Origin of the sequence: Photorhabdus heterorhabditis (assembly GCF_001280945.1) — a bacterium.
GTDB lineage: Bacteria > Pseudomonadota > Gammaproteobacteria > Enterobacterales > Enterobacteriaceae > Photorhabdus > Photorhabdus heterorhabditis.
In genome coordinates, this window is the sequence record NZ_LJCS01000003.1 from 140032 (window position 1) to 167026 (window position 26995).

Sequence of the window (26995 nt, forward strand, 5' to 3'; positions counted from 1 at the left end):
GAAAATCAAGTCAAGAAATTCATATTAATGTAATATTTGTTATAATCCGCACAAAAGAATCGATAACAGGCTAATAATAAAGAGAAATTTTTATATTGCTGATAATATTTATCTTCTCCGAGCATAAAGGGCTTTACGATCGGAGAATGACAAAGGTTATGTCTGGGAAGCTAATTGACTGGCAATAGCTTGTGCCAACCGACTCCATCCTTTTGCCAGTGTGCGAACTAAATCATCGTAACCATCTTCTTCCTGTTTCAGCTCTAGATTAAAAGGCCATTTAACGACACGCCCCTGACGGGTTAAAGTCCAATAACCTTGTAAAATCACCTTACCGTCATAACGGCCATGAAAACCAGTGATTCTCACATCTAAAGTCTCCGGTTTACTAACCAATGGTTGGGCAGAAACCAAACGCTGGGGTAATGCCATAGTTAATTCAGCTACCAGCACTTGCTGTAGCTGCTGCTCCAGCGGGCCTGCCCACAAATGATTCACCGCACTGACATAACTAACATCACTGCTTTGATATACCACACCGGAGGATGCCAGATAATCGGACAGTATAATCCGTTGTACCCACAACTGGTGATCATGCTGTATAACAGCACTATTCTGTGGTGCGATTGCTACTACCGGCAATTGGTAATAAGTTTTTTCCGGCTGATTGCTACAAGCCGAAATAAAAATCACTAAAATTAACGCCCATCTTTTCATCATTTTTTAGCCTTCTTCGGTTCAGGATCGTCAATTGGCTTAGCTTCAAAAACTAACGCGTTGCTCTTATTATTTAGTGTTCTCAAAACAGGCCGCAACTCACTCAATACTTGATCCAGTCGCTGCATATTATCTAACATCTTGTTATAAACGGGTGAACCCGGCTGAAAACCTTGCATACTGCGGTTAAATTCCTGCAATGTTTTCTGTATATCTTTTGGCAGATCTTTGGTTTCAGAATTAGCCAGTACCTTATTTAATTCATCAAGGGCTTGCTGCGCTTTTCTAATTGCTTTCTGACTTTCTTCCAGCGTTCGGGTAGCCTGATTAAACATTGGCTCAACTGGCATGCTATTAATTTTGTCCAGCGCTGAAATGACCTTATGTTGAATTTGAGCAAGACCACCACTGATTGTTGGTAATAATTGATAACCGGAAATTTCATGCGGACCAGTCCACCCTTTTTCATTCGGGTAGAAATCCAAATCAATAAATAACGCTCCAGTCAGCAAGTTTCCTGATTTAAGCGAAGCACGCAGGCCACGTTTAGTTATACTATTTAGCTCTTTCTCAACATCAAATCCTTCACCCAGCTCTTTTTCAAAGCGTCCTGGTTCAATAGAGATAAGGACCGGAATGCGAAAATCATTATCTAATCGCTGTTTCATCTCCTCTGAATAGAATGGCACTTTTGCCACAGTCCCCATGCGAATGCCACGGAACTCTACTGGCGCCCCCGGCTGTAATCCACGAACTGAATCAGAAAAGAGCAACAGATAATCTTTATGTTCGGTATATAAAGAATCCTGAATACTTTTTTGGTTATCGAAGAGTTTGTAAGTAATTTTTTCTTTAACTGGCTCGCCCAATTCCCAGCCTTTAGGTACATCAAAACTGACACCACCACCAAACAGTGTTGATAATGAAGCCATTTCAACGCGCACCCCCTGAGAAGACAGATCAACAGTGATACCACTGTCTTTCCAGAAACGAACATTAGTTGTCAATAAGCCATCATAAGGTGCATTAATAAACAATTGATAACGCATCAAGTGGGATTTCGGTTCAAATTCACCGGTTTCAACAGAGCCAACTCGATAGCCACGAAACAGCACCGGATCACCCGGATTGAGTTGACCCGCTTTATCACTGCTCAAGATTACACGGATACCTTTTGCATCAGGTGAGGCCAATGGAGGTGAGGCCAGCAAATAAAATTTATCTTCTTCATCGCCAAGTGTGCCCGGTTGAAGCTCAATAAAAGCTCCAGAGAGGAGAGTACCAAGACCAGATATTCCATCACGACCAATCTGCGGTTTCACTACCCAAAAAGCGCTGTCACTACGCAATAGGTTTTCCATTCCATCATGCAAACGAGCCTTGATAATAACCTGGCTAAGGTTATCACTTAGCATAACCCTCTCAACCACACCAATGTCCACGCTGCGGCTTTTAATTTTAGTTTTGCCGGCTTCAATCCCTTCTGCGTTGGAGGTAATCAACGTTACTTCCGGTCCTTGGTGGCTAAAATGGTAAAACAATACCCAAGCACCAATAAGCACTGTCACAATCGGCACAATCCAGACTGGTGACCAACTTTTAATTTTGTCGATTTTAGCCTGACTCTGGTCTTCAACTTTATCCGTCACCTTGACACTCCTTCATTGCCTTATAACGAATGTTTAACGTTGGCTCTATCCCAAATTAAACGCGGATCAAATGTCATTGCCGCAAACATAGTAAGGATCACAACTAAAGAAAAAATAATCGCCCCCATAGCAGGGTAAATACTCATCAGTTTTCCCATACGCACCAATGATGACAATATTGCGATAACAAATACATCAATCATTGACCAGCGTCCGACAAATTCCACAATTTCATAAATAAAATGCATTCGAGCGGAATCGCGCTTACCGTGGCCTTTAGCATCCCAACACAACCAACCAATTGCCAACATTTTCAGTGATGGCACCATAATACTGGCAATAAAAATGACTAAAGCTACAGGATATGAACCTATACTCCACAGTAATATCACCCCAGCCATGATAGTGGAATCACTCTGATTTCCAAGCGATTCTGTCACCATCATTGGCAAGACATTCGCGGGAATATAAAGCATTAAAGCAGTAACTAGCAGCGCCATTGTCCATTGCAAGCTGTTACGTCGACGAGCATGTCCACGAGTATGGCAACGTGAACATATCAGCTGGTCTACCGGTAAAATAGCTGTACAACACTGACATAGCCGCACCCCCTGTACCAAACCTGACTTCCCTGCCTGCAACGATATATCTACCTTAGGCGCAGCCCCAATCTGGTTCCATAACCAATGACGATCCAAGCACTGAAACGCTCTTACCTGAAGCAAACAGAACAGACAATATGGCAAAAAACTCAAACCCAACCCGATATCACCATAAGCTATCAATTTGACGAAGCTGACTAATACTCCTACCAGAAAAATTTCAACCATACACCAGTTTTTCATCTGAAACAGAATTCTGGCCAGCCAGATCCTTATTTTCTGAGACATAGCAACGTCCTGGCACAGCAAGATAATCGCTATCATACAAAATGTAGGTACCAGTTGAACACAAAACAGGAAGAAGATTCCTATGCTGGCATAATCTTCATTGAACATCGTCTGTGGGATTTGAGATAAAGTAATTTCGCTGTCAATTCCTGTCACACTCATGCTGACAAGCGGAAACAGACAAGCAATTAATAGCATGAATAATGCGCTGATTGCATAACCTGTTGGTTGGTGTTTAGGCTCCTTCCACCATGCGATTAATATCGTTTTACAACGAGGACAAACCGCCTTCGTTCCTTGCTCCCATTCGGGTAGTGCCACCAGCAAGTCACATTGAGGACACAATACCATTTCATGATGATGGTTATTGGAACACAAGGTTTTTCTCCTATCAGGGGAAATCGGAAATATTCACAGAATCACACTTAGAGGAATCCCACGACATGATTCTGTAAATAATGATGACTATCAACCGTTTTTCAATGTTTCCAATTCCTGCCAGCGCTCAAAAGCAGTTTCTAATGCTTGCTCTTTCTCAGACAGTTCAGTTAGTACTTTTTGAGTCACTACATGAGGTTGATTAAAAAATTCAGTATCACTCACTTGAGATTGTAATTGCTCAATCTCTTCTTCCAATTTCTCCAGCAATGACGGAAGTTGTTCTAGTTCACGTAACAAATGATAACTCATTTTATTACCTGAACGCTTTAGTGACTCCTTAGCTTTCTCTATTTTGATTTCTGTTCGCGGTTTTTTTTCACCTTGTTGGCGTAACGATACAGTCTGCTCACGCTGTTGCTGAGCATCATAATAACCACCAACATAGTTATTAATCACACCATTACCTTCAAAAATCCAACATTCTGTCACTGAATTATCAACAAATTGACGATCATGGCTGACCAGTAATACAGTACCGTTATAACTATCTACCAGCTCCTCCAGCAACTCCAGTGTTTCCACATCCAGGTCGTTGGTTGGCTCATCAAGCACTAGCAAATTGCTGGGTTTCAGAAATAGACGCGCCAGTAACAACCGGTTCCTTTCACCACCAGAAAGCGCTTTAACCGGTGTCATTGCCCGTTTGGGATGGAACAGAAAATCTTGTAAATAACCCAAAACATGACGGGGACGGCCATTTACCATCACTTCCTGTTTACCTTCGGCCAAGTTGTCCATCACCGTTTTTTCAGGATCAAGCGCCGCACGATGCTGATCAAAATAGGCAATCTCTAATTTAGTACCACAACGAACTCGGCCACTATCAGGTTGCTGATCACCTAACATTAGTTTCAATAAAGTTGTTTTACCGCAACCATTTGGTCCCACAAGTGCAATTTTATCGCCACGCTGAATCTGAGCACTGAAATTATCGACTAATTTCCTGTTGCCAATCTGATAATTAACATTTTCCAGCTCGAACACAATTTTGCCGGAACGGCTTACTTCTTCCATCTGTATTTTGGCTGTTCCCATCACCTCACGGCGTTGAGAACGTTCAACACGTAATGCTTTCAATGCTCTAACGCGCCCTTCATTACGGGTACGACGCGCTTTAATCCCCTGGCGAATCCATACTTCTTCCTGCGCTAGCTTGCGATCAAATTCAGCATTCTGCATTTCTTCCACACGCAGCGCTTCTTCTTTGCCCTCAAGAAACTCATCGTAATTACCCGGCCATGAAACCAATTTACCGCGATCTAAATCAACAATACGGGTTGCCATACTGCGAATAAATGAACGATCATGGGAAATGAAAACAATACTGCCCTGAAAATCTTTCAAGAAATTTTCCAGCCACTCAATCGTATCAATATCCAGATGGTTAGTTGGTTCATCAAGAAACAAAACTTTTGGTGAACTGACCAGTGCCCTTCCCAATGCAGCTTTACGCAACCAGCCGCCAGAAAGAGAAGAGAGCTTCTCTTCCGCAGGTAAGGAGAGCTGTTTCAATACGTCATTAATACGGCTGTCCAACGACCATAACCCACGGATATCCAACACCTCCTGCAATTCTGCCAGACGGCTGAGATTTTTCTCACTTGGGTCCTGCTCCACTATGTGGGAAACCTGATGGAACGCTTTAATATATTTGGCTTGCTCCTGAACACCTTCGGCGACAAAATCAAAAACCGTCCCTTCCACGTCACGAGGGGGGTCTTGCTGTAATCGGGCAACAACCAGATCCTGCTCATAAATAACCTGACCATCATCCAGTGATTGTTCTTTTGCTAATACCCGCAACAAAGTGGATTTTCCTGCGCCATTACGGCCAACCAGACAAACCCTTTCATTTTTTTCTATATGCAATTCTGCATTATCAAGTAATGGCGCATCACTGAATGACAACCAAGCACCAGATAAATTGATTAATGACATAATAATTATTTTTCCTCACCAGCATGACGTAATAGCCAGCAGTTATGAATCTGACGGTTACGGGCAAAATCCTGCGACTGGGTTTTGCTGGTGATTTCTTCTGCCACCAAGCCAATTTTTTCCAGCTCAGAAAAATCCATTTTAAAACCGCGTTTATTATTGGAAAACATCAACGTTCCACCACGACGTAACAGGCGTTTAAGCTGCTTCATCAACATGATATGGTCGCGTTGTACATCAAACGTATCTTCCATCCGTTTAGAATTGGAGAAAGTTGGCGGATCAATAAAAATCAAATCAAATTGTTCGCAGGTCTGAGCCAGCCATGCGAGACAATCAGCCTGAATTAAACGGTGCTGACGACCTGTCAACTCATTAACCTGTAAATTCCGTTCAGCCCACTCAAGATAAGTACGGGACATATCTACCGTTGTTGTTGAACGAGCACCTCCTAACCCAGCATGCACAGTCGCTGATCCGGTATAGGCAAATAGATTCAGAAAATCTTTCCCTTCACTCATTTCACCTAACATTTTCCGGGCAATACGATGGTCAAGGAACAGGCCGGTGTCCAAATAATCAATTAAGTTGACCCAAAATTTTGCGTCATACTCATTTACCAGAAAGAATTCTTGTTTTTCTGCCATCTTTTCATACTGGCTCTTGCCTTTCTGACGCTGACGGGTCTTGAGCACTAATTGATTTGATGAAAGCCCAAGAACCTGCATCGTTGCACTGATAACATCAAACAAACGCTGACGCGCCTTATTAGCATCAACACTTTTTGGTGGAGCATATTCCTGAATCACCACTTTATCCGCATAATAGTCAACAGCAACGTTATATTCGGGTAAATCGGCATCATACAGACGATAGCAATCAATCCCTTGTTGTTTTGCCCATTTAGTTAATTTCTTTTCATTTTTGCGAAGGCGATTGGCATAATCTCCCGCTATATCTATCTCTGATGAGTGCGGTTTATCTGATAATTGATAGTTTTTCTGTACACAATCCAGTGGACCATTTTTGGCTTTAAACTCACGTTCAGCCCGTAATTGCAGACAGCTTAACAATTCAGGTGAGGCACTAAACAGAGACAGACGCCAACCAGGAAAACGACTTCTCATCACCCGTCCAAATAAACTGTGCAATGCAATCAATGCTGGCTCACTTTCCAGACGTTCGCCATATGGTGGATTACTTAATACGGTTCCGGCAGAACCTTCGGGTAACGGGTTTTCCAAACGGCTGGCATCACCTTGCTGGAAAGTTATCAATGCTGCAACCCCTGCTCTGCGGGCATTTGACCGCGCCATATCCAGCACTCTGCGATCAATATCAGAACCAAAGAAACGAGCAGTTGTTTCCTGAAGACCTTTACGGAAACGAACTTGTGCTTCTGCCGTTACCTCAGTCCAAATTTCTTTATCATGCTTCAACCAAGCCGCAAAACCCCAGTTATTGCGATATAACCCCGGAGCACGATCAGCCGCCATCATTGCGGCTTCAATCAATAACGTGCCCGAACCACACATGGGATCGACCATCGGAGTACCAACCTGCCAACCTGAACGCACGATAATCGCTGCGGCCAAGTTTTCTTTCAACGGAGCCTGACCAGCAAGATCTCGATAACCACGAATATGCAAACCTTCACCACTCAAATCTAGAGCAACACTGGCTTTCTCTTTATTCAAGAAAACATTAATGCGAATATCAGGCTGTTGCTTTGCCACATTTGGACGCTGATCCAACTTACGAATAAAGCTATCGACAATGGCATCTTTAACTTTGAGTGCGCCATATTGAGTATTCCGAATCTCTTCATTCGTGCCACTGAAATGCACGGAGAAAGTGCTGTCTACAGAGAAAATCTGGCTCCAATCAACAGACTGAACCCCAAGATAGAGATCTAAGTCGCTATAAACATTAAATTCGTTTAGTGGTAGCAAAATACGTGATGCCAGCCTGCTCCACATCAGACTTTTATACATCACTCTATCGTCACCTTGAAAATGAACTCCTCCCTGCACAATTTTGCATGATTGCGCACCCAGCATTTCCAGTTCGTTCTTTAAAAGTTCTTCTAATCCACGCGCCGTACTGGCAAACAGAGAGTTCATATTGTGTATCACCAAAAAGAAAATTGTTACGCATTATAGCTAATCCGGGTGACATGTCATAAAGTTGCTCACGCTGAAAAAATGTTTCATGGAGATTAATGGATGATAACTTTGTCTCGCCTGTACACTCACCCGGTAAAGTCTATGCGTGGTTTGCAACTTTCCCATGCATTAGTTCGTGAAAGCGGCCTTATATTTGACCGCAATTTTATGATCACGACTACAGACGGGACTTTTATTACTGCTCGTAAGTATCCCCAGATGCTGCTGTTCACTCCTGCTATTTTAAACAACGGTATTTATCTGCATGCACCTAACGGCGAAAATGCCACAGTGCTCTATAGCGATTTCCAGCCAGAGCAGCAACCTACTGAAGTATGGGGAAATCATTTTACAGCACTCATTGCCCCGGAAGCCATTAACCAATGGCTAAGTGGTTTTTTTGACACTCCAGTGCAATTACGCTGGTTAAGCCATGAATTAACTCGCAGGGTAAAAAAACACCCTGAAGTTCCATTATCATTTGCTGATGGTTATCCATTTTTGCTTATTAATGAAGCTTCATTTCATTTATTACAACAACGTTGCCCCGCTAGTATTAGATTAGAACAATTTCGCCCAAATATTGTTATTACCGGTGCAGAGGCATTTGCAGAAGACAGTTGGCAATCAATCCAGATTGGGGATGTTATTTTTGACTTACCTAAACCATGTAGCCGCTGTATTCTAACAACTGTCAGCATTGATAAAGGAATTAAAAATCCAAACGGAGAACCCTTAGCAACCTTGCAATCATTCCGTACCGCAGAAAACGGTGATATCGATTTTGGTCAGAACCTCATTGCCCGTTCAAGTGGTATTATTCGCGTCGGGGATAATGTAACTATATTAGCTAAAAAAGATCCCCGTAAATATGGCAATAGTGAAAAAGTTGACAACATCGATGCACCAAAAACAAATAATCAAATTGTAACTATTGAATATAATGGGCAAACCTTTACAGGTAATAATCAACAAATCATTTTAGAACAACTGGAACAACAAGGAATAAGAGTGCCTTACTCATGTCGGGCGGGTATATGTGGATGCTGTAAAATCTCTTTAGTGAAAGGAGAGGTTTCTCCTTTAAAAGCCACCGCAATTAAAAATGATGGTTATATTCTAGCTTGCTGCTGTATCCCAAAGAATAATCTTATTCTTAAAAGTAATACACAGAATAGATCTTAAATTCAAATAAAACCGCAGTGCCATGAATTGGCACGCGGATAATTACATGAATTGCAGCCACCACAAGCCTTGAGCCGCTCTATCCTATGTTAAAAGGTTGCCGAACCAATTTATCTCACAGGGACACCATACCTTCACCAGCGTGATACTTCGTTAACAAGTAGAAGCAATCAGGCACTAAAGAACATATTCGCTACCCCAATCCCATTTCTTAATCGTCAATTTTTGTCCTCCATCTCCATTTTGGTACTAACACAGACAACTAACTAAAAGTGGAGAAAATCAAGAAATCAGCACATGTAATAATTTCACATAAAAGTCAATAATATTGATTATCACTATAATGAATTATTTATTACTATAATGAATTTGTGACAGTCGTCATAAAATGATTACACTCTGAGTCAGGAGCTAGCGCAATTCAATCAAAACAATATTAAGGAGCAAATCATGGCACGTATTGTCATTGCAGCGGTCGCAACACCCGGGCATATCTATCCGATGTTAAAGATTGCTGAATCACTGATAGCACAAGGACATCAGGTAACAATGCTCACCGGTGCGTTATTTCGCCAACAAGTCGAAGCTTTAAACGCACAATTTGCCCCTTTTGATGAACAAATAGACTTTGACTACCGTCATTTAGAACAACATTTCCCTAACCGTGCTCAGCTTCCTCCGGGAAATGTACAAATGGCACTCGCATTCAAGAACTTTTTCTCCGCCCCAATCCCACTTCTCGATCGTCAACTGCGACAAATCATTCGTGAACAACAAGCGGAATTGCTTATAGCCGAAAACTGCTTTTACGGCATATTACCTCTGCTGCAAAAAGAAAAAGCCCATCGTCTTCCAGTAATAGTTGTTGGCATAACGCCTTTGGCTTACTCTTCGAAAGATTCGGTTTTCTGGGGACCACGTATCCCGCCCGCAGTATTACCACCAGAATTGACACATGAACAACTCGTAGATGAAACCAATCAACAGCTAATAGCCGAAGTGCAGGATAGTTTCAATGATGCATTAGTTCAGTCAGGCGGCTCTGCGTTAACCAGACCTTTCAATGATGAAATAATTTTTGGTGCTGATCGCTTTTTACAACTCTCAACCCTGGCATTTGAATACCCACGAGAAGGATTGCCTGATACAGTCCATTTTATTGGGCCGCTTCCTAACCCTGCACCGACAGTAGCATCACCTCAGTTATGGGAAGAAGATGATCCACGCCCATTGATTATAGTCACTCAGGGTACTATTTCTAATATTGATTTAAATCAGTTGATTCTCCCCACATTACACGCATTAGCTACATTACCAGTGCGTATATTGGCAACCACCGGTGGTAGATCTGTAGAAACACTGAGTAAGAACATACCTGAAAATGCACGCGTTGAAGAATTTATTTCATTTGAGCATTGGCTGCCACAAGCTTCACTACTGATATCCAACGGGGGTTACGGAACCATTAATTACGCTCTTAGCCATGGTACACCATTACTCATTGCAGATGCAGGAGAAGGTAAGCAGGAAGCGGCCTTTCGTGTCGTATGGGCTGGATGCGGAATTAACCTAGAGACAGCACACCCCACTGAATCTCAACTGAAGCAAACAGTGGAAAATATGTTAAATACAGACTTGTTTAAACAACGTGCACAAATTGTCCAAAAAGATTACACAAGACATGATGCATTAACAGCAATATCCCATCACGTAGAACAATTAATTCTTGAACAAAGCCGCATTAACTAAGCCCTAGATACTTCATCCTTCCTCTCCATTTTGGCGCTAACACAGGCTAAAAGGCGGGGAAATCAACATATTTAATAACCTCATAAAAAAATAAACCTAAGTGATTATTGTCATAATTAATTATTATAACTACAATGAATTTATGACAGTAGTCATAAAATAATCACACTTTGAGTCAGGAGTTAACGTAATTAAATCAAAACAGTATAAGGAGTAAGTTATGGCACGTATTGTCATTGCAGCGGTCGCCACACCCGGGCATGTCTATCCGATGTTAAAGGTAACTCAATCACTGATAGCACAAGGACATCAGGTAACTGTATTCACTGGCGCGTTATTTCGCCAACATGTGGAAAATTTAAACGCAGAATTTATCCCTTTTGATGAAAAAATAGACTTTGATTACCGTCACTTAAAGCAACGTTTTCCTGACCGAGCGCACCTTCCGCCAGGAAATCTGCAAATGGCGCTAGCGTTTAAAGATTTCTTCTGTAGTCCAATCCCATTCCTCGACCGACAATTACAACAAATCATCCATGAACAGCAAGCAGAATTACTTATAGCCGAGAACTGCTTTTATGGCATATTGCCACTGCTGCAAAAAGGAAAAGCTCATCGCCTTCCAGTGATCATCATTGGCATAACGCCTCTGGCTTACTCTTCGAAAGACTCCATTTTCTGGGGACCACGTATCCCACCCGCATTATTACCATCAGAATTGACCCATGAACAACTCGTGGATGAGGAAGCCCGACAACTAATAACCGAAGTACAGGATCGCTTTAATGACGCATTAGCTCAGTCAGGATGCACTACGTTAACCAGATTTTTCAACGATGAAGTCATCTTCAGCTCTGATCGCTTTTTGCAACTTTCAACCCTGGCGTTTGAATACCCACGAGAAGGATTGCCTGATACAGTCCATTTTATTGGCCCACTCCCCAACCCCGCACCGAAAATAGAATCACCTCAATTATGGGAAGAAGATGATCCACGTCCACTAGTTATAGTCACTCAAGGCACCATGTCCAATACCGATCTAAACCAGTTAATTTTCCCTACATTGCGAGCACTGACCACATTACCTGTACGTGTATTGGCGACCACCGGTGGCAGATCGGCAGAAATACTGCGAGAGAACATACCTGACAACGCACGCATCGAAGAATTTATCTCATTTGAGTACTGGCTACCGAAAGCTTCATTACTAGTATCCAACGGGGGTTACGGAACCATTAATTACGCCCTCAACCACGGTACACCATTGCTCATTGCCGATACAGGAGAAGGTAAACAAGAGACAGCGTTTCGCGTCGTATGGGCTGGATGCGGTATTAATCTGGATACAGCACAACCTGCTGAATCTCAGCTTAAGCAAGCAGTGGAAAATATGCTAAGTACAAATTTGTTTAAACAACGCGCCCAAATCGTCCAAGACGATTACGCCAGTCACGACGCATTGGCAGCAATATCCAATCACGCAGAACAATTAATCCTCGAACGAAACCGCGCTAATTAACTCCTTAATATATTATCTCTCCTCCTCATCTTGAGACTCATGTTATCCAGAGGGGGAGCTATTAAAATGATTCTTAATATATTTCCCACGCCTGCTTCAAATGAGTGAACTGTAGCTATTACATATATACCCGTTATCTTTCAAGTTGCCTCTTTGTTGGCTGCACTCTCTCACCCCGGTCACAGTGTTATCTATGACATAGTTATCTATGCTCCCGGGGATTCGCCGCCCTTGCCGTCGCGATCCATCTTGAAATCCATTGGGTATAACAGGTAAGTTTCTGTGATGATAGCTAACAGATGATTTTAGGACACAAGAAAAAAGCGACTTTGCTCTTAGAAAGAGAATAGAACAACTAGATCTTAAACTCCAATCATACCGCAGCGCCATAAATTGGCATACAAACAGGTTCCACAAATGGCATCAATCTGTCATTCATAATCTTAATTGGATCGCAAAAATTCATTACCCGATCAGATAACGTTAATTGCGGTTGAGCTAGCAAGCAAAGGCTCGCACTATCCCCGGCTTCTGCTACCAAAAATATAGCATCGGTTCCACAGTCCAGAAGCCGTACCTGGATCAACTCCCCGTGTACAGGCTTTTCCATCATAGCAAAACGAGAAAAATACCAGCTTCTTGGCATTTGTGGCTTAATAAAGCGAAAAGCCACTAACGCATTAAGAATTAATTCAGCCCTGAATTCATCTGAAATATTAATTCGGCGTGCCTGTTCTTCAAAACAATAATAAAGCGTCGCATCTTCTACAGAAAACGACACTTCTCCCATTGCATAGGGTGTCAGCATCTTTGCAGGAAAACAGGAACGAAAAACCATACCATTAGACAGATCAAGCATTACACGGTCATGGTCAGCATCAAAATACCAGCGCCATTGGTCATCAGGTTTAATTTTCATGGGTTATCCTTTTATGCCAAAAAGCTTACATCTCTAAACAGATTGTAAATAACTTGCCTGCTATTCAGTGAAATAAGTCCTGTCATAATTAAAAGACATGCGAAGATACAGATAAAATTTAGGTAATCAGAGCGAATATAGACGAGTTGGGGGCAAAAATAAACCCCCAATGATAAATTACCAGAAAAATTCAGATATGATTGACGATATCTTTGATTAATTTTGGCCCATGATAGATAAACCCTGAGAAAATCTGTATTAAAGAAGCCCCGGCTGCTATTTTTTCTCTAGCCGCAGTCAGTGAATCTATTCCGCCAACACCAATAATAGGAATCTCACCTTTTAATTCTTGCGATAATCGACGAATAATTTCTGTACTACGTAATTGAACCGGTCGCCCACTTAATCCACCAGCTTGTTGGCAATAGTTAAGTCCTTCAACTAATTTCTTGTCTAATGTTGTATTCGTTGCAACAACACCATCGATATTATGACGAATCAAACTATCTGCAATTTGCACCAACTCCGCTTCAGAAAGATCCGGTGCGATTTTTACCGCAACCGGGACATATTTTTGATATTTTTGTTGAAGCTCACTTTGTTTATCTTTAATCGCAGAGAGTAAATCATCCAGCGCTTCGCCGTATTGTAATGTTCTTAAACCCGGCGTGTTCGGTGACGAGATATTAATCGTAACATAGCCAGCATAAGGATAAACTTTATCCATACAGATTAAATAATCATCTTTCCCATGATCTACTGGCGTATCCTTATTTTTGCCAATATTGATCCCAATAACCCCACCATATTTCGTTTTTTTGACATTTTCCACTAGGTTATCAACACCGAGGTTATTGAAGCCCATACGGTTAATTAACCCTTCTGCTTCAACGATACGAAACAATCTTGGTTTATCATTTCCTGCCTGAGCACGTGGAGTCACAGTACCAATTTCAATAAAGCCAAATCCCATTGCACCAAATGCATCAATACAATCGCCATCTTTATCAAGACCTGCCGCCAGACCAAGGGGATTTTTAAATGACAGGCCCATGCAGGTAACAGGTTTTGTAGCAACTGACTGATGGATAAGAAATTCGAAAGGAGTACCGGTAATACGTTTGAGCTGGCGGAAAGTTAACTCGTGCGCTCGTTCCGGATCAAACTGAAACAACGCCTTCCTGATTAGTGGGTAGCACATCATCCTCAACCTGTTAATTAATTCATAAACACTAAGTTATAAAAACAAAACTAATACGTTTCTATACACATTCATGTAACACTTAGAAATTCTTGAACGACACAATGCTCATTGCTAATCTCCAAGAAATCCTGTCAAGAGATTAACCGAATAGCGTGGGTTGAGGCTACAGAAATATGCTCACCAGAAGCAAATTTTTTCCATCCGTGACTAAAACTGTCGTTTAGCTGCCTTTAAATAGTAAAAACATACCATTAAGGATACAAAAATTAACTGCTATTTCAGTGTGTTACCCTACTTTCTTCCCCAAGATTAAAAACGCATCGAAAGGTTAAAAAAACCTGCGAAATTTTTATAAAATCCCAAAGTATCAAAAGCATCTTGCTAAAGTACATACGGAGTTTTTCCACCTTTAATAAAGGTATGATTATCCAATATTTAAAACTTTCCCCCTACAAGAGTTAAGTAAGATCATTTTAAATTAGTACAGATTCATTTCGCTATTGAATAATGCTTCATATAATGATAAAAAAATGGAGATTATTTTATCTTCTATTGTAATAGAAGGAAATCTTAAATAAACTGTGACTTTGAATCATATGAAAAAATTAATCCTTGTTATCTCCATCTCTTTACTTTCAGGCTGTGCAATTAGTTTAACAAAGCCTATGGAAGATTATTCAGGTACTGATTATGCCAGAATTAGAGTCAGAAATTACCTCCCACCACTGACATTGGAAACTTACGAAAAATCGGGGGAATGTTTTAAGCTTGTTGACCTCAGGACTCTAACGGCTGGTATTAACTTTATTGGCATTAAATCAACATACAATAAAAAAATACCAGGTATGACTCCTCCGTCACTGCACATGCAAGGTGCAGACGCTCTTGAGTATATTATTAAAGCAAATCAACATATGAGTATTACTTCCCAAGAACACACTTACAGGTCTCCGAGCGGATACATGTCAAGCTTTTTTATTCCTGAAGTTGGTCACGATTATGACATATATCCACATGAATTGAATGTAATCATTAAAGATCTATCAAGTAAAAATGGCTATCGAAATTGGAATGACGACGATAAAGAGTGTAAATACAAAACAAGCCTATTGGGCGGTAGAAATTACGAATAACTGTTACCTTTTTTACTACAATAGCCCTCTCTCTATGAGGGCAACAAACCTCTGCTTATCTTTAGCTCTGTTTTCAATTCCAAATTGAATTTTCAAATAATTGCACATCAACCTTCAATTGGCATCACATCTATTTTGCACCGATAAATAGGGAATATCTGTATGAAAATCACTGTGCAACCTAGTAGGTAATTAGATTTCACTAAGGTGATAAAATTTTTATTAAGCGCTGAACACCTTAATAAAAGCTGATCCGAAAGTAAATAATTGCAAGGAACTTATTATCCAGAAAATAAAGCTGAAAGAATATCGGGCTAAATAACCATTAGCCCGATAAACAGTGATCAGCTTTCTAACGCCTTGGTAATTTTCTCAAACAAATCACCAGACAGATTTTCCAACCCTTTTAACTGTTCCAACACACTACGCATCATATCTTTACGTTTATCGTCATAACGCTTCAAGCGCATCAACGGTTCAATTAAACGGGAAGCAACCTGCGGGTTACGACTGTTAAGATCAGTCAAAATTTCCAACAAGAATTGATAGCCACTACCATCTTCAGCATGGAATGCCACCGGGTTGTGAATAAATGTTCCAACCAGCGCACGCACTCGGTTTGGATTCCCTATGCTAAATGATCGATGATTCAGAAGATTGCGCACATTAACCAGAACATCTGCTGACGGGCTACTTGCCTGTAAGCCAAACCATTTATCCATAACCAAACCATCTTGATGCCAGCGCTCATCAAATTCCGCCATCAGTTGATCACAGGAAGGCAATTCCGCTACTACCGCAGCAAATAACGCAGCGAGTGCATCAGTCATATTGTCAGACTGGTGATATTGATTTGATACCAGCTTATCAGCCTGAGCTTGATGACCAAAAGCCAGATAATATAAACAAATATTACGCAGAGAGCGCTTGGCTATATCTTGGTGATCGACACGATATGCACCAATATTGATGGCGTTATAAACTGCCGCAAACTCATCAGCCATTTCCTGAGCCAAAGTACGGGTAGTTGCATCCAGAACTTCATGAATTGCTTTTGGATCAATAATCGTAAACAATTCCGCTATCTCACTTTCTGATGGCAAAACCAGAATCAGAGCAGCCAAAGCAGGATCAATATCCTTATCTAATAACACTGTACGGAAAGCATCTACCACATGCATTGGCAGTTCAATCGGCAGCTTCTGCTGGTAACGAATAACATTCAGCTTGATATAGTTTGCCATCAACGACTGAGCAGCATCCCAGCGCGAAAATTCATTACGGGCATACTTCATCAGGAATACCAATTGCTCATCACTAAATGGGTAATCTAGCTTCACCGGCGCTGAGAATTCACGTAATAAAGAAGGGACTGGCAATGACGGCACATTATCAAATACAAACGTCTGCTCTGCATTGGTTACATTCAGCACATGGTGTACTGGCTGACCATTATAATACAGTGGAAGCACACGGCCTTTACTGTCATAGAGTTCAATATCCAACGGAATATGCAGAGGTTGTTTCTCTTTTTGATCAGCTGTAGGTGGTGTCATCTGACTGACATGCAACTTGTACTGCTGTTTTTCTGCATCGTATTCATCACGGACTGTCAGCACTGGTGTACCAGATTGGCTATACCAGCGGCGGAAAAGTGACAGATCCACATTTGATGCATCTTCCATTGCCTGAACAAAATCATCACATGTTGCAGCACTACCGTCATGACGATGAATATAAAGCTGCATCCCTGCCTGAAATTGTTCTTCACCCAGCAAGGTGTGAATCATGCGAATAACTTCTGCCCCCTTTTCATACACAGTCAGCGTATAGAAGTTATTCATCTCAATCACTTTATCGGGACGAATGGGGTGAGCCATTGGGCTACCATCTTCAACAAATTGCGCTGAACGCATAACGCGCACATTATCGATACGATTAACAGAGCGTGAGCCGAGATCAGAGCTGAATTCCTGATCACGGAAGACAGTCAGTCCTTCTTTCAGGCTAAGCTGAAACCAATCACGACAAGTAATACGGTTACCTGTCCAGTTATGGAAATATTCATGGCCGATCACTGCTTCTATGTTAAGGTAATCTTTATCAGTCGCAGTTTCAGATTTTGCCAATACATATTTGGAGTTAAAGACATTTAGCCCTTTATTCTCCATTGCGCCCATATTGAAAAAATCCACTGCAACAATCATATAAATATCAAGATCATACTCAAGACCAAAGCGGGTTTCATCCCATCTCATGGCATTTTTCAGGGAAGTCATTGCCCAATCAGCCCGGTCAAAGTTACCGCGATCAACAAACAGCTCCAATGCAACTTCGCGATCGCTACGGGTCGTAAAAGTATCGCGCAGAACATCAAAATCCCCAGCAACCAAAGCAAACAAATAACCTGGTTTTGGGAATGGGTCCTGCCACTTCACCCAATGACGCCCATCATCAGTTTCTCCCTGCTCAACCCGGTTACCATTTGAAAGCAGATACGGATATTTAGATTTATCGGCGGTGATACGAGTTGTAAAACGCGCCAACACATCAGGGCGATCAAGATAATAGGTAATGTGACGGAAACCCTCTGCTTCACATTGGGTACAAAGTGCATCACCAGAAACATACAAGCCTTCAAGAGCCGTATTTTTCGACGGATGGATGGTATTCACAATTTTCAGCGTGAACTGAGCTGGTAGCTGCTCAATGATCAGAACACTCTCCTGCTCACGGTAATGTTCCCACGGTTGACCATTTACATGCAGACTTTTCAGTGTTAAGTCTTCTCCATCTAGCACTAATGACGTTGTTTCATAACTCAGACGTTTTACCTGGCTTATTGCGGTAACTTCTGTGCTATCGGCATCAAGATTAAAATCGAGTTCAATATCAGTAATCGTATAGTCGGGAGCGCGGTAATCCCGGCGATACTTAGCTTGTCGCTGTTGTGTCATAAGAAACCTTTTGGTTCATATTTATGGAATTAATTCAATACTAAATCTTACGCTGCCACAGAAATAGGTTGAATTTCAAGAGCAAAATAACGCACCTTTTGGCGTTAAACATTCATTCAGCACGAGTATGATATTATGTAAAGAATATGTTTGCTCTTTGGTGCTTGTTATCACGCAATGATCAAATAACATGATAACATTTAACTAACAGCCCCTTTTAGCTTCGATCTTTTGGTGAACTTTATGATGTTATGTGACTTCAATAACAAAATAATCTCGGTATACTCTTCCAACTTTATCGATTTAGCTGATATGAATACGCTCCGTGAGGATGCATAACGCGCCATGACCCTAGACGCTACCCTGATTATTAAATCACTGCTTGATACTGACGCTTATAAGCTTCATATGCAACAAGCAGTGTACCACCGCTACAACGACATTCCTGTAGTTGCAGAATTCCGCTGTCGTGGTGATGAACTGCTAGGTGAATATGCCGAAGAATTACGCCATCAGGTTAACATGATGGCTAATCTGGCATTAACCGATGCTGAATTTAATTATCTTGCCAATCTGCCTTTTTTCAAAGCTGATTATCTAAACTGGTTAAAAACTTTTCGGTTTAATCCACAACAAGTCAATATCTCTGTTACAGGTGCCGGTCAATTAGCCATCCGTATTTCAGGATTATGGCATGAAGTCATTATGTGGGAAGTCCCCTTACTGGCATTGATCAGTGAGTTGGTCCACCGCCATCACGCACTGAATAACGCTGCTGAAAATGCAACCAACCAGCTTCGCAAATTGATTAAATTGTTCTATCAAGATGCCAAAGAGGAAGGAATCGATCTCTCCGGTTTTAAACTGATGGATTTCGGCACACGCCGCCGCTTTTCACACAGTGTTCAGCATGCCATTGTCAGTGAACTGCAACAGCATTTCCCTTACCTGATTGGCACTAGCAACTATCAACTTGCACAACAACTTGGACTCACTCCGGTTGGTACGCAAGCACATGAGTGGTTTCAGGCTCATCAACAAATCAGCCCTGAATTGGCAAACAGTCAGCGGGAAGCATTACAAAATTGGCTAAATGAATATCCCAACCAATTAGGTATTGCCCTGACGGATTGCATTACCATGGACGCTTTCCTGCGGGATTTTGACGCCCAGCTTGCCAACAGCTATCAGGGTTTGCGCCATGATTCGGGAGATCCAGTTCAATGGGGTGAAAAAGCCATTGCTCACTATCAAAAGCTAGGTATCGACCCGATAACAAAAACCTTGGTATTTTCTGATAGCTTGGATTTCCAGAAAGCGCTGACGCTCTATCGTCATTTTCACAACCGAATCAACCTGATTTTTGGTATCGGTACACGGCTGACCTGCAATATTCCGGGGGTTAATCCGCTGAATATCGTCATCAAACTTATCGAGTGTAATGGCAAACCGGTAGCAAAACTTTCAGACAGCCCCGGAAAAACCATTTGTGAGGATAATGAATTTGTTAACAGGCTACGGGCTGCTTTTGATATACCCCAGATCAAACAAGCTTGTTAACACAATTTTTATTTGAAAATACATCCGTGCCGCTAGCAGAAAAGTAGCGGCACATCTTAAAAAGACCTTTTTCCCTCTATTTCACCGTTTAAATTAGTGATTTCCTCTTGTTTCCTGAAATATGGCAAGTAACATAGAACAAGTTGCCCCTTAACGGGTATATTCATTTTCACAAACCTGAATTGTATATATATAAAGAAGAGAGAAATTTATGAACGTAGCGCCTGTAGTCGACGTACTGCAAGGTCGGGTTGCGGTTGATAGTGAAGTCACCGTTCGCGGCTGGATACGTACAAGGAGAGATTCTAAAGCTGGTATCTCTTTCCTCGCCGTCTATGACGGTTCCTGCTTTAATCCATTACAGGCCGTCGTTAATAATAATTTGCCCAATTATCAGGATGAAGTTCTGTATTTAACTACTGGCTGTTCGGTAGAAGTGACAGGGACCGTTGTGGCTTCTCTGGGTCAAGGGCAGAATTTTGAACTACAAGCGACAAAAGTTGTGGTTATTGGCAAGGTTGAAGATCCTGACACTTATCCGATGGCAGCTAAACGCCATAGCATTGAATACCTGCGCGAAGTGGCTCACCTGCGCCCACGTACCAACCTGATTGGTGCTGTTGCCCGTATGCGTCATACCCTTGCACAAGCATTGCACCGTTTCTTCCATGAAAACGGTTATTTTTGGGTTTCTACTCCATTGATCACGGCGGCTGACACAGAGGGCGCTGGTGAAATGTTCCGAGTCTCCACACTGGATCTGCAAAATTTGCCTTTAACTGACAAAGGTGAAGTGGATTTCAACGAAGATTTCTTTGGCCGCGAAGCTTTCTTGACGGTATCAGGCCAATTGAACGGCGAAGCATATGCCTGTGCATTAAGCAAAGTCTACACATTCGGTCCGACTTTCCGGGCTGAAAACTCAAACACCAGCCGCCATCTGGCAGAATTTTGGATGATTGAACCAGAAGTTGCTTTTGCTGATCTCAATGATGCGGCATCACTAGCTGAAAACATGCTGAAATATGTTTTCAAAGCCGCATTAGAAGAACGCGCCGATGATCTGCAATTCTTTGCTGAACGTGTAGATAAAGACGTCATCACCCGTCTGGAAAAATTCATCAATGCCGATTTTGCTCAGATTGATTACACCGACGCAGTTGAAATTCTGCAAAACTGCGACCAAAAATTTGAGAACCCTGTATTCTGGGGGGTTGACCTTTCTTCAGAACATGAGCGTTATCTGGCAGAAAAACACTTCCAGGCTCCCGTTGTTGTGAAAAACTATCCAAAAGATATTAAAGCCTTCTATATGCGCATGAACGACGACGGCAAAACTGTCGCGGCAATGGATGTACTTGCACCGGGCATTGGCGAGATTATCGGCGGTTCACAACGTGAAGAACGTTTGGATATGCTGGATAAGCGCATGGAAGAGATGGAGCTGAATAAAGAAGATTATTGGTGGTACCGTGATCTACGTCGCTATGGTACCGTACCTCACTCCGGGTTTGGTCTTGGCTTTGAACGTTTGGTCGCTTATGTGACCGGTGTCCCAAATGTACGTGATGTCATCCCATTCCCACGCACACCGAGAAGTGCCAGCTTCTGATAAACTCGCCAATATAACATTAAAAATTCTTATATAAAAAAGCCAGCTTTTGCTGGCTTTTTTGTTTTTTTATCCCGTTGGCGATCATAAATCTCTCCATATTTACATTTTCACATATATTATTTTCACTTTATTACAAAAATCATCTCTTTGTATCACTTTATTAGTGGATAAAGCCCTCTACCAATGGAAAACTCTGCCCCAACACGGACAGCACCATGTTCTCATAAATAGTTCCAAAGATTTTCTTAAAGGAATTATTTCTTGAAGTAACAAATGTCCGAATCACACCAATGACGGAAATTAATAGAAGGTAACAATTAATGAAGGGTAGTATTCTTGCAGTGGTAATCCCAGCACTGTTAACTGCGGGCGCAACAAATGCCACTGAAATTTATAATAAAGACGGAAACAAACTGGATTTGTATGGTAAAGCTGATGCACGTCATCAATTTTCTAAAGCCTTCCAAAAATCAGATAGTGATCCTAGCCAGAGTGAAGATGGTGATGCAAGCTATGTTCGTCTGGGTTTCAGAGGTGAAACCCAAATCAATAACCAATTGACAGGTTTTGGTCGCTGGGAATACGAAATTCAAGCTAACAACTCAGAAGCAGACGGAGCTAAAGGTAACAAAACCCGCCTGGGCTTCGCTGGTTTGAAGTTTGCTGAATACGGTTCTTTGGACTACGGTCGTAACTACGGTGTTCTCTATGATGTCAACGCCTGGACCGATGTATTGCCAGTATTCGGTGGTGACTCCATGTCTCAGGCCGACACTTACATGACTAATCGTGCGACTGGTGTTCTGACTTACCGTAATACTAACTTCTTCGGCTTGGTTGATGGTCTGAACTTCGCTCTGCAATATCAAGGTAAGAACGATGAAGACAACAAAAATGGTCGTAATTCACTTCGCAAGCGAGGTGATGTCATCAAACCTAATGGTGGTAGTAACGGTGACGGTTTTGGCTTATCTGTAACTTACGATCTGGGATATGGTATCAGCGTGGGTGGTGCCTATTCCAACGCTGACCGTCCTATCATACATGAAAGATTAGTGACGTCTGTCGCTCGCGGTGAAAGAGCCGAAGCATGGAACGTTGGTGCTAAATACGATGCCAACAACATCTATCTGGCTGCTATGTACGGTGAAACCCACAATATGACCTCTTTCGGCTACCAAGATATCGTCTCTGCAAAAACCCGTAACATCGAATTAACCGCTCAATATCAGTTTGATTCAGGTCTGCGTCCATCCCTAGCATATGTTCAATCCAAGGGAACAAATTTTTTTACAAATCAGGACTGGGTAAAATACATTTCCATTGGTTCTTATTACAACTTTAACAAAAATATGTCTGCCTACATTGATTACAAGATCAATTTAGTAAAAGACAACAAATATACCAACTATTTCGAAGTTAATACCCAAAATGCTGTTGGTGTAGGCTTGGTATATCAGTTCTAATTAGCAGAAATAAAATCAAACAGACCTACGGAAAACCCAATTAATACGTTATGGCGTTCATTTAAAGTGAACGCCATTCTTTTTTTCAAGGAATAATAATAATCACACCATTGATTAAAAATAGTACGGCGACTGAGGCAATGTGCAGATAAAAATATCAGCAAATTACGTATAAAAAATTTCATGAAAAATTAACACTTTGTTTTACCTTTTTTACTAAGATCAACAGATACTTTTTCCCTTCACTGACTCCTATTCATTTTCTGCTCTTTTGAACAGCTGGACCAACCAGCGTTCAAAAAATAACCCATCATTTACATTTTGAAACACTTTGTTTCACATTATTACTAAATTCTTTTTTTTATAGCACTTTGTGAGTGGATAAAAATAACAACCAATGAAACACTTGACAGCGAAAAAGACGACACTAAACTCTCACAAATAGTTCCATAGATTTTTAAAGAATTATTTATAGCAGTGGCAGGTGTCCGAATATAACACCAATGAGGGTAATAATAATGATGAAACGCAATGTTCTTGCAGTGGTAATCCCAGCTCTGTTGGCTGCTGGCGCAGCAAATGCAGCTGAAATTTATAACAAAGACGGTAACAAACTGGACCTGTACGGTAAAGTTGATGTTCGTCACCAATTCGCTAACAATAACAGCGGTGAAGATGGCGACAACTCCTTTGCTCGTCTGGGTTTCAAAGGTGAAACTCAAGTCAATGACCAACTGACCGGTTTTGGTCGTTGGGAATACAATATCAAAGGTAACCGTGCAGAAGCTGTTGACGAAGAAACTAAAACTCGTCTGGCTTTCGCTGGCCTGAAGTTCTCCGACTACGGTTCACTGAACTATGGCCGTAACTACGGTGTTGTGTATGATGTCAACTCCTGGACCGACGTGTTGCCAGTATTTGGTGGTGACTCCATGGCTCAGACTGACAACTTCATGACTGGCCGTTCTACTGGTCTGTTAACTTACCGTAATACTGATTTCTTCGGTCTGGTTGATGGTCTAAACTTCGCTCTGCAATATCAGGGTGAGAACAGTGAAAACACCAGTAATAATCGTATCGAACGTAAAGACAATGGTGATGGCTACGGTTTCGCTGCAATTTATGACGCAGGTTACGGTATCAGCGTAGGTGGTGCATACTCTAACTCTGCTCGTACTACTGCACAAAAAACCGCCTTTAGTATTGATCAAGATACAGGCAAACCTGAGGGATCTACTGCTTTAGGTGAACGCGCTGAAGCATGGAACATCGGTGCTAAATACGATGCCAATAATATCTACCTGGCTGCCATGTACGGTGAAACCCGTAACATGACTCGCTTTGGTGGAAAAGATGCCGATGGAGACAATCAGGAAAATATCGCCAACAAAACTCAGAACATCGAATTAACAGCTCAGTATCAGTTCGATTTCGGCCTGCGCCCATCTCTGGCATACGTCCAGTCTAAAGGTAAGAGCCTGTTCGGCGACGTTCGTGGTTATGAGAAAGAATCCGGCAGCCACGATCTCGTTAAATATATCTCTGTCGGCACTTTCTACAACCTGAACAAAAACATGACTACCTATGTTGATTACAAAATCAACCTGCTGGATAAAAATGACTTCACCAGATCATTTGGTATCAGCACTGACAACGTTGTTGGTGTAGGTATGGTTTACCAGTTCTAATTACCATTGATGAATATGTTTAACTGAACAAGTTAGACATAATTGAAATAAAGCAGCGCTTCAAGTGCTGCTTTTTTTATACCTATCTTTTGTTACTGTTATTTAAACTTTTTTTCACTCCGCAAACTGCTTCACAAGATTATCTTCTTTTTGCTACAAATAGTTGGCAAACTGTTTCGGCGGCGTTAACCTGACTACCCTTTTAGGCTTAACTCAGAGCTTTGGAATCACAAACATGTTTGAGAAAATCACCGCAGCGCCTGCCGACCCTATTCTTGGCTTAGCCGATAGTTTTCGTTCTGATCCTCGTACAAATAAAATCAACCTTGGTATTGGTGTCTATAAAGATGAAACAGGAGAAACCCCTGTTCTGACCAGTGTCAAAAAAGCAGAGCAATACCTGCTAGAAAACGAGACGACCAAGAATTACCTGCCGATTAGCGGCTTAGCTGAATTTGGTCGTGTCACTCAGGAATTGCTGTTTGGTAAAGATAGCCCTATCGTAACAGATAAACGCGCCCGTACTGCACAAAGCCCAGGCGGTACAGGTGCTTTACGTATTGCCGCAGATTTTGTTGCCAAACAGACTAATGCTAAACGAGTCTGGATTAGCAATCCAACCTGGCCAAACCATAAAAATGTTTTTTCTGCCGCTGGCCTGGAAGTTTACGAATATCAATACTATGACGCTGAAAAGCACGCCCTGAATTTCGAAGACATGCTGGCAAGCCTGTCTGAAGTTCAGGCAGGTGATATCGTTCTGTTCCACGGCTGCTGCCACAACCCGACAGGTATTGATCCAACCCCAGCACAGTGGACTCAACTGGCAGAAATATCTGCGGAAAAAGGCTGGTTACCTATTTTTGATTTCGCTTATCAGGGATTCGCCAAGGGCCTGAATGAAGATGCAGAAGGTTTACGCATTTTTACCAGAAATCATAATGAACTGATTGTTGCCAGCTCCTACTCCAAAAACTTTGGCCTGTACAATGAGCGTGTTGGCGCTTGTACTATTGTTGCCAAAGACAGCGATACGGCAGAAAAAGCTTTCAGCCAAGCTAAAGCGATTATCCGTTCTAACTATTCCAACCCACCAGCTCATGGTGCGTCTATTGTCGCCACTATTTTGTCAAATGAAGAATTGAAAGCTGTCTGGGAACAAGAACTGACTACCATGCGCGAACGTATCCAGCGTATGCGTCAACTGTTCGTAAACACCTTACAAGAAAAAGGTGCAAACCAAGATTTCAGCTTCATTATCAACCAGAATGGTATGTTCTCATTCAGTGGTTTGACAAAAGAACAAGTAGAGCGCCTGCGTGAGGAATTTGGTATATATGCGGTCAGTTCCGGCCGTATTAACGTCGCTGGCCTGACACTAGAGAATATGGCTCCGCTATGTGAAGCCATTGTTGCGGTCCTCTGAGTCAATATTTGCCTTGCTATAAAAACCGCTGAAATTCAGCGGTTTTTATCACTCAGAAGATGCAATGTCACCACTAGACAGCTATTCAAACCAACTCTTATTTAATATAGATACCGTTGTTCCATCACCAACTTGGTACTTCGTCTTGTAAAAACGGATTGGTCTGCCGTTCATAGCCTAATGTAGACATTGGTCCGTGCCCCGGAATAAATTTATAATCATCACCAAGTGGCAGAAGTTTATCTTTAATTGAGTTGATTAACTGCTGGTGATTACCGCGTGGAAAATCGCTACGCCCAACTCCGCCTTTGAACAGTACATCTCCCATATAAATCAGTTTATCGGTATGATTCACAAATACCACATGCCCAGGTGTATGCCCCGGACAGTGCAATACGGACAAATCGACCCCACCAACTCGTAATTCATCACCTTCATTCAACCAGCGATCAGGCTCAAATGATGGGCATTCTTCAATGCCAAACATCCGGCTTTGAGCCTGTAAGCCTTCGATCCAGAAAGCATCTTCCTGCTGTGGCCCATAAACTGGTACATTAAAATACTTAGCGACTTCTACTGTTGCACCAACATGGTCAAAATGACCATGAGTCAGTAAAATCTGGGTCAATTTCAAACCGAGATTCTCTATCTCAGCGATCAGCTTTGCTGCCTCACCGCCCGGATCAACAATTGCCGCTTCCTTAGTCTCTTCATTCCAAATAAGGGTACAATTTTGCATAAAAGCAGTAACAGGAATAACTTGGTATTTCATTA

At 41.8% G+C, this 26995-nt stretch carries 18 protein-coding genes; 9 read left to right on the top strand and 9 right to left on the bottom strand.

Annotated features, from left to right (window positions below; translation table 11 throughout):
• Nucleotides 1-156 precede the first annotated feature (156 nt).
• The 5 genes from pqiC to rlmKL form a co-directional block, all read right to left on the bottom strand.
• Nucleotides 157-720: a membrane integrity-associated transporter subunit PqiC gene (gene pqiC, locus AM629_RS02355; protein WP_083451852.1), complete on the bottom strand. Its 564-nt coding sequence runs from the start codon at nt 718-720 to the stop codon at nt 157-159.
• Nucleotides 717-2366, bottom strand: a complete 1650-nt coding sequence (gene pqiB, locus AM629_RS02360; RefSeq protein ID WP_054475790.1) for an intermembrane transport protein PqiB — start codon at nt 2364-2366, stop codon at nt 717-719. Before pqiB ends, pqiC begins: the two co-directional genes overlap by 4 nt.
• Nucleotides 2367-2386: 20 nt before the next feature.
• On the bottom strand, nt 2387-3634 hold the full coding sequence (gene pqiA / locus AM629_RS02365) for a membrane integrity-associated transporter subunit PqiA (protein WP_054475791.1): 1248 nt from the start codon (nt 3632-3634) through the stop codon (nt 2387-2389).
• Between the two features lie 90 nt (nt 3635-3724).
• On the bottom strand, nt 3725-5635 hold the full coding sequence (locus tag AM629_RS02370; RefSeq protein ID WP_054475793.1) for an ABC transporter ATP-binding protein: 1911 nt from the start codon (nt 5633-5635) through the stop codon (nt 3725-3727).
• Between the two features lie 5 nt (nt 5636-5640).
• Entirely contained in the window at nt 5641-7758 is a 2118-nt protein-coding gene (gene rlmKL / locus AM629_RS02375; RefSeq protein ID WP_054475795.1) for a bifunctional 23S rRNA (guanine(2069)-N(7))-methyltransferase RlmK/23S rRNA (guanine(2445)-N(2))-methyltransferase RlmL, read from the bottom strand.
• A 102-nt stretch (nt 7759-7860) separates the two neighbouring features.
• On the opposite strand from rlmKL, the gene AM629_RS02380 reads away from it, so the two are divergent.
• The 3 genes from AM629_RS02380 (at nt 7861) to AM629_RS02390 (ending at nt 12253) form a co-directional block, all read left to right on the top strand.
• A complete protein-coding gene (locus AM629_RS02380) occupies nt 7861-8985 on the top strand; it encodes a YcbX family protein (protein ID WP_054475797.1) in 1125 nt (374 codons plus the stop codon).
• 450 nt (nt 8986-9435) lie between these two features.
• Nucleotides 9436-10734 (top strand): glycosyltransferase, encoded by a 1299-nt coding sequence (locus AM629_RS02385; protein WP_083451853.1) that lies wholly within the window; start codon nt 9436-9438, stop codon nt 10732-10734.
• Between the two features lie 220 nt (nt 10735-10954).
• Nucleotides 10955-12253 carry a glycosyltransferase gene (locus AM629_RS02390; RefSeq protein WP_083451854.1) on the top strand — a complete coding sequence of 433 codons (1299 nt, stop codon included), beginning with the start codon at nt 10955-10957 and terminating at the stop codon, nt 12251-12253.
• A 373-nt stretch (nt 12254-12626) separates the two neighbouring features.
• Here AM629_RS02390 and AM629_RS02395 read toward each other — a convergent pair whose 3' ends face one another.
• Together AM629_RS02395 and pyrD are read right to left on the bottom strand one after the other, a co-directional pair.
• Nucleotides 12627-13172 carry a cell division protein ZapC gene (locus tag AM629_RS02395; RefSeq protein ID WP_054475798.1) on the bottom strand — a complete coding sequence of 182 codons (546 nt, stop codon included), beginning with the start codon at nt 13170-13172 and terminating at the stop codon, nt 12627-12629.
• 190 nt (nt 13173-13362) lie between these two features.
• A complete protein-coding gene (gene pyrD, locus AM629_RS02400) occupies nt 13363-14373 on the bottom strand; it encodes a quinone-dependent dihydroorotate dehydrogenase (RefSeq protein ID WP_054475801.1) in 1011 nt (336 codons plus the stop codon).
• 599 nt (nt 14374-14972) lie between these two features.
• Between pyrD and AM629_RS02405 the strand changes: the two genes are divergently transcribed.
• On the top strand, nt 14973-15509 hold the full coding sequence (locus tag AM629_RS02405; protein WP_054475803.1) for a hypothetical protein: 537 nt from the start codon (nt 14973-14975) through the stop codon (nt 15507-15509).
• A 344-nt stretch (nt 15510-15853) separates the two neighbouring features.
• Here the strand turns inward: AM629_RS02405 and pepN are convergent, their stop codons facing one another.
• A complete protein-coding gene (gene pepN / locus AM629_RS02410) occupies nt 15854-18466 on the bottom strand; it encodes an aminopeptidase N (RefSeq protein ID WP_054475805.1) in 2613 nt (870 codons plus the stop codon).
• Nucleotides 18467-18811: 345 nt separating this feature from the next.
• Between pepN and pncB the strand changes: the two genes are divergently transcribed.
• The 5 genes from pncB (at nt 18812) to AM629_RS02440 (ending at nt 26221) form a co-directional block, all read left to right on the top strand.
• Entirely contained in the window at nt 18812-20026 is a 1215-nt protein-coding gene (gene pncB / locus AM629_RS02415; protein ID WP_054475807.1) for a nicotinate phosphoribosyltransferase, read from the top strand.
• Between the two features lie 211 nt (nt 20027-20237).
• Nucleotides 20238-21638 (top strand): asparagine--tRNA ligase, encoded by a 1401-nt coding sequence (asnS, locus tag AM629_RS02420; protein WP_054475808.1) that lies wholly within the window; start codon nt 20238-20240, stop codon nt 21636-21638.
• Between the two features lie 323 nt (nt 21639-21961).
• Complete coding sequence (locus AM629_RS02425; RefSeq protein ID WP_054475810.1) at nt 21962-23107, top strand: porin; 1146 nt, start codon at nt 21962-21964, stop codon at nt 23105-23107.
• Between the two features lie 518 nt (nt 23108-23625).
• Complete coding sequence (gene ompC, locus AM629_RS02435; protein ID WP_054475813.1) at nt 23626-24795, top strand: porin OmpC; 1170 nt, start codon at nt 23626-23628, stop codon at nt 24793-24795.
• 235 nt (nt 24796-25030) lie between these two features.
• On the top strand, nt 25031-26221 hold the full coding sequence (locus tag AM629_RS02440) for an amino acid aminotransferase (protein ID WP_054475814.1): 1191 nt from the start codon (nt 25031-25033) through the stop codon (nt 26219-26221).
• Between the two features lie 124 nt (nt 26222-26345).
• Here the strand turns inward: AM629_RS02440 and AM629_RS02445 are convergent, their stop codons facing one another.
• Complete coding sequence (locus tag AM629_RS02445) at nt 26346-26993, bottom strand: MBL fold metallo-hydrolase (protein ID WP_054475816.1); 648 nt, start codon at nt 26991-26993, stop codon at nt 26346-26348.
• Nucleotides 26994-26995: the final 2 nt, after the last annotated feature.